The organism is Chitinophaga sp. (assembly GCF_036569125.1).
In the GTDB taxonomy this organism is placed as follows: domain Bacteria; phylum Bacteroidota; class Bacteroidia; order Chitinophagales; family Chitinophagaceae; genus Chitinophaga.
In genome coordinates this window covers 1-5,854 of the sequence record NZ_DATCRF010000467.1, presented here as the reverse complement: position 1 = coordinate 5,854, position 5,854 = coordinate 1, and the positions used below count along the sequence as shown (strand labels likewise).

The following is a 5,854-nucleotide window of genomic DNA, read 5'->3' as shown; positions in this document are numbered from 1 at the left end:
CACCAGCGTAGCGCCCTGTTTTACTTTAAGGGTAAAACTGCCATCCACGCCGGAGGCCACGCCGTTGCTGCTCCCTTTTTCTACAATGGTGGCGCCGGGAAATGGCTCACCCGTTTCCCCTAATATTTTGCCTTTAATGATGGTGTCTGCCACGGGACGCAAAGCTGCCATGTCATTAGCCGCAAAAGGTTTTACGGAAGCGCCGTCGTGATTATCTTTTAAGATGATGAACCCTTCATTGCTCACAACATAATCAATATCCTTACCCAGCAAGCGGTTCAGCACTTTGCCCAATTCCTCTTCATTTGCTTTTGCAGTTACTTTTCTGTCCAGCGCTATCTGGCTGGAGCTGTAAACGAATTTTACCGCTGCTTTGCTGCGGATCTGGTTAAGCACCAGCTTCAGGCTCATATCATCTGCCTGCAATGAGATCTTTTTACTGAGAATACCTTGTGAATAAACCGCATTTGCATAGGTGACACCGGACAATAACACACCTATCATCAGGTTCAACGATGTTCTTTTCATGCGTTTGGTCAGACAGGTATTTGTCTTTAAATGTTTGTGCATAGCCCTTTTCTTTGTGAGATTTCTGGTTGATTAAGACAAAGGAATTCCCTGCCGCGCTGACACGCGGTTTCCCAATAGCTTCACTTTCGACAAAAGCGGAGCTTATGCTTCTCTTTCCTGAAGCAATACTTCCAATAGATTTACCTGGCTACAGGTAGTGATTACTTACCTGCGCTGCTGTTCACCGGTAGTTGCATGCGTAAGGCTGTGGGTGGCTGTTACCCTGGTCATAGGCTGAATTTTTAAGTGTGATTTTGGTTGATACCCGTTCATGACTCTTTTTTTAGCTTTAGCAAAATTGATCTTCCTTTGATCTCAAATTCCAGGTTGAGCGCCTGGCTGATCATCTCCATCGTACTTTTTAATGACTGGTCTGTAAAGTCGGCTGTTATCAGATTATTCCGGATGCCTGCATCCTGCAGGTCTATTTCTACATCAAATTTTTTCTCTATCCGCGGCACTACGTCTGCTATACGCACATCATTAAATGCCATGTCGTATTCTGTTCCTTTTGTTAGCTCATGAACGGAAGCGCTGTTATTGTGATCCTTTGCTATGGCGGCTGCGGGCTCAGAGTAAGTGGCCTGCTGGTTAGGCAGCAGGATGATCTTCCCTGACTGTGGCGCGCTTAACGATATTTTACCTGTAAGCACTGCCACCTGCGTTTCTGTACCGGTGCTGCGTATGTTAAAGCTGGTGCCCAGCACCGTGGTGGTAAGCGTACCGCAATGGATCTGAAAAGGGTGTGCGGCATCCTTTGCTACTTCAAATAACGCCTCGCCCTGTAAGGTTACCGTGCGGCTGCCGTTGCCGAATGTAACGGGAAAAACAAGCTTGCTGTTACCCTTTAACCAAACAATTGATCCATCAGACAATATGTGCTTCTTTATTTTCCCCGCAGTACTCGTCATTGCCGTTAGGCGGTGCGGGGCTATTACGTTCAGCAAGCTATTTTTAAAAAGGAAACCTGCAATAATAAGGCAGGCTACAGATGCCGCGATCTTTACACTACGCGCGTTAGTGAACAGGCGGCGTATTACAGTGGGCCGTGATGTTTTGTCAATGCGCGCCAGCAGCCGCTCATACCCCTGTGTACGGGCTGCTTCTTTTTCCGCTTCCGGCAGTGCTTCAAATGCCTGCTCATCTGCCATTGCATCCAGCCACTGTTCCAGCTGAACAGATTCTTCCGCACTCAGGGCGCCCTTCTGATATTTATCGATCAATGTTTTCAATTCTTTGTTATTCATCAGTTTCCCGGAACTTGAAATTTACAATGGCTGTATGGGTGTGTTCTATATATATGTACACTGAGCGGGTACAAACACCTACTCATCTTCAAAAAAAAATGTAAAATCATAAATGTAAAATGGAAAAGTGGAATGCAGCGGTACCGGGTACAGCGAATTAAAAAGAGGACATGATCAATAAGAGGCAGAAGTAATGCCCCAGCATCATTCGTAGCTGGCGCAATGCTTTGGTGAGATGGTTCTCTACGGTTTTATGGGAGATGTTAAGCGTGCTTGCAATGTCGCTGATGGAGAGGTGTTCCTGGCGGCTCATGCGGAATACCTGCTGGCATTTTTCCGGCAGCCTGGAAATTTCTTTTTCCATGGTATTCTTCAGGTCATTAGCCGCTATATTTTCTTCGTTGGAATTATCGGCCAGCGGCACGGAAGCCTGGCTGGCATATTTCCTGCGCACCTGGTCGGACTTTAAATAATTAAAAAGCTGGTATTTAACAGCGGTGAATAAATAAGCGGATAATGAATGCGTGAGATCGAGCGTAGCGCGTTTCATCCAAAGTGAAAAGAACACTTCCTGGATGATCTCTTCTGCTGCTTCCCTGGACTTTAAACGGTTATAGATATACGAAAAAAGTTTGGGCCAGTATTCGTTGTAGATGGCTTCATAGGCGGTTTTATTTCCCTCCTTTAGCAATGCAGTCATGGCTGCATCATCAAACAAATTATATTTATCAATAATGTTCAATATTTTGCCGGTTCTGCCATTTCTGACACATAAATAAACAAAAAAGAACTAAAAAATCATAACAATATAGTAAAATACTGAGTACCTATTTAAAAAAATAGCACATTCATTGCATGCCTGCCTGTCTTAATATTACAAAAAAACACCTCATTTCACCCGGATAAGGATCCGGTAAATGCAAAAGCCAGGCAACATATGGTTACCTGGCTTTTTACGTAACTGCTGTATTACTATGGTTGTTGCATCATTCTTACGGTGCCGTACACCGGGCCTACGTGATTATCTTTCCGCGCCTGCAGCTTTACCGTAACGGTTTGTTTGCCTTTGGTAAGCTCCGCCGGAATAGGATACACCACATCATAAAACCTGCTGGCCTTATATTTATTCAGATCATCGGTACCTACCTGCACGCCATCTATTAATATATCAAACTTACAATAACGGTTATCCATACCCCAGTAAGTACATTGCAGGCTGTTTTCCTTTTCCGGGTTCACCTTCATGGTGAATTGCATGTATCCATCGTCCCACACGGCCCTCCATTTTTTACCATGCTCTTCGCCGGTGGTGGTTTTATCGCTGGTGGTGAAATTATGATCACGCTCCGGCTGCATTTCCGCTATGCGCAACGCATCCACTGTGCGGGATTCTATTTCCTGCTGCTTCTTCTTTTCTGCTTCGTATTTAGCCTGCTGCGATTTCCAGCCATCGGGGGTAAAGGCATCCCAGTACACGCTATAGTATTCATTCTGAATGGTGTTGAACGGCACCAGCGTTACATCTGCCGGCTGGCCTATATTGCTGGTATGGAACACCAGGGATTGCGCATCATCTGTACGCAGCCACTTGTTGGCATCTTTTTCAGCAGTTACAAATACCGGTATGCCTGTTACCGGATCCGGCTCTTTATTACCTAATTGTCCGGCCAATACTACAGGGCCGTAGAACAGGGCTACGCGGCCGGGGTTATCGGGCATTGCCTCCGTATACACATCCATAGGTAAGGTAAGCGCTACTTTATCGCCGGTTTTCCAGGTACGGTTAATGACAATGTAACCATCGTCACCGGTGGCAGTGGCCTGCGGTTTACCATTTACCGTAAGCTGCATACCCTGCTGTACCCAGCGTGGCTTGCGGATGCGTAAAGCAAATGCAACCGGCTTTTTAGCGGTAACGGTAAATGCTACTTTATCGCCGGCAGGCAGCTTTGTTTGCTGCTCCAGTGTAATGCCTTTCTGCTGCCAGTTCAGGCGCGATGCAATGAACAGGTTCACATACAGGCTGCCATCTGTACCTTCAAAATAAATGCTCTCGCCGTACTTCACATGGTTTTCCATACCGGAGCCCACGCAGCAGGTAAAGGTGTGGAACGAATCGCTGAACTCTTTACGGGTGCCCATTCGCAGCGGCACAAAGTAACACATCATACCGCTTTCATGGTTCTGGGAAGAAAGGATGTGATTGTATAATGCGCGTTCGTAAAAATCCATCAGGTTAGCTGCAGGCTGCAACGCAAACAAATGCCGGGTTAATTTCAGCATGTTGTAGGTGTTACAGGTTTCCATGGTGTTTTCTGTGAGATAGTCGTTCAGCTGGTCCGGGGGGCCCAGGTACTCATAGTTACTGTTACCGCCCGGTGCATAGGAATGGTGCTGTGTAACCGTGTTCCAGAAGAAACGGCCAATAATGCTATCCTTGTCTGCGCCTGTGAGCTCATAGCGGCGTATGCAGCCAATTACTTTGGGTATTTGCGTATTGGAATGTTTACCTGGCAGCACATCCTGCTGAAGGGCCAGTGAATCCAGCACACGGCGGTCGTGGAACCTGTAGGAAAGGTCCAGGTATTTCTTTTCACCGGTAAGGGCGTATGTGTTCACCAGCGCTTCATTCATGCCACCGTATTCACACAGCAGCATTTTCTGCACCAGGGAATCCGGTAAGTGGCCTACTATTTTCTCCGTCCAGTCGGCCATGCCTTTTTCCACATCCAATGCCTGCTGGTTATTACAATAGATATAGGCATCCAGCAAACCGGCCATGATCTTGTGCACCGTGTACCAGGGCGACCAGCCGCCGTTGAGGTCAAACCCACGGGAACGGATCTGCCCTTCGGATACCAATTGCCAGATGCTGTCCTCACTGGGAATAGCGCCTATATAACCTGTTTTGCGATGCTGCTGGCATTCTGCCAGCTCGCTTACCATATAATTTACTTTTTCGAGAAAACGCTTATCGCCACTTGCTGCATAATGCATAGCGCAGGCAGAGAGGTAATGTCCCAGTGAATGACCTGCCAGGCCGGATGATTCCCAGCCGCCATAGCGTTTAGCCTTTGCCTTCAACCCGGAATGTTCCCGGAAATCGGCCAGCAAACGGTCCGGCTCTAATAACGAGAGGTAAGCAACATCCGCATCCTGCGCCTTTTTAAAAGGCCCGTCCAGGATCTGTACATCTTTCAGGTTAAAGCTGTAAGCATGTACCGGCACCTTAGCGGCCACCTTCATTATCTTTTCCTGCCGTTCCGGTACGTAAGACTGTGCCAGCAGGGCATTATAACTTGTGTGTAACAGCAGGATGGAAAAAAGTAATTTCTTCATTGTAAAATAGTTTAGAAGCTACAATGACGTGGAATAGGACAGCTAAAAATGTAAAATTTCAAATGTAAAATCATAAATATAAAAGTCTTAATGCTGGTCGTCCCGCCTTTCACATTTTACATTTGAAATTTTACATTTTACATTCTATTTATTTATCTGGTAAAACCGCCAGTTAGTTTTGAAATCTTTATTAATGGTTTGATTGGTAAGAATAGCGCGCAGCATTTCCACCGGCATTTCATTCTCATGCAGCACTGCGTCATGATATTGCTTATAGCTCATTTTACCACTATCCACCAATTCCTTTTTCAGCGCATAGAACTGCAGGCCGCCGATCATGTAAGCCAGCTGGTATAAAGGGCTATAGCCCAGGCCTGCTACAAAAGAGCGGCGTACTTCGCCGGCTGCATTGGCCCGCTCATGCCCTACCCTGTCAACCAGAAAATCTATACACTGCCGGGGCGTCCATTTGCCCAGGTGAAAATTAAGGGAGAAGATAATGCGCGCGCAGCGGTGCATACGCCAGAACAGCATACCCACACGGTCTTCGGGCGATTGCGGGAACTGCTGATCCCACAACAACATTTCCCAGTACAGCGACCAGCCCTCTATCCAGAACGGCGTATCAAAATTCCGGTATGCTTTGTAGCGGCGGTTCATGTACATCTGCAGGTGGTGGCCTGCTATCAGCTCATGAT

4 protein-coding genes and 1 pseudogene are annotated in these 5,854 nt (G+C 46.9%); all 5 read right to left on the bottom strand.

Features of this window, described 5'->3' with window-relative positions; all coding sequences use genetic code 11:
* A pseudogene (locus tag VIM87_RS17475) lies at nucleotides 1–528 on the bottom strand (hypothetical protein); the annotation flags it as partial.
* 311 nt (nucleotides 529–839) lie between these two features.
* Nucleotides 840–1,817 carry a FecR family protein gene (locus VIM87_RS17470; RefSeq protein WP_331998244.1) on the bottom strand — a complete coding sequence of 326 codons (978 nt, stop codon included), beginning with the start codon at nucleotides 1,815–1,817 and terminating at the stop codon, nucleotides 840–842.
* Between the two features lie 157 nt (nucleotides 1,818–1,974).
* Nucleotides 1,975–2,559 carry an RNA polymerase sigma-70 factor gene (locus tag VIM87_RS17465; RefSeq protein ID WP_331998243.1) on the bottom strand — a complete coding sequence of 195 codons (585 nt, stop codon included), beginning with the start codon at nucleotides 2,557–2,559 and terminating at the stop codon, nucleotides 1,975–1,977.
* A 230-nt stretch (nucleotides 2,560–2,789) separates the two neighbouring features.
* The gene (locus VIM87_RS17460) at nucleotides 2,790–5,156 is read right to left on the bottom strand and encodes a glycoside hydrolase family 127 protein (RefSeq protein WP_331998242.1); all 2,367 of its coding nucleotides are present in this window, start codon (nucleotides 5,154–5,156) and stop codon (nucleotides 2,790–2,792) included.
* A 144-nt stretch (nucleotides 5,157–5,300) separates the two neighbouring features.
* Nucleotides 5,301–5,854, bottom strand: a 554-nt coding sequence (locus tag VIM87_RS17455) for a DUF885 family protein (RefSeq protein WP_331998241.1), incomplete at its 5' end; no start/stop codon positions are given.

Coding starts and splice junctions, on each gene's coding strand:
- VIM87_RS17470 (WP_331998244.1), bottom strand. CDS start 1,817: ATGAATAACAAAGAATTGAAAACATTGATCGATAAATATCAGAAGGGC.
- VIM87_RS17460 (WP_331998242.1), bottom strand. CDS start 5,156: ATGAAGAAATTACTTTTTTCCATCCTGCTGTTACACACAAGTTATAAT.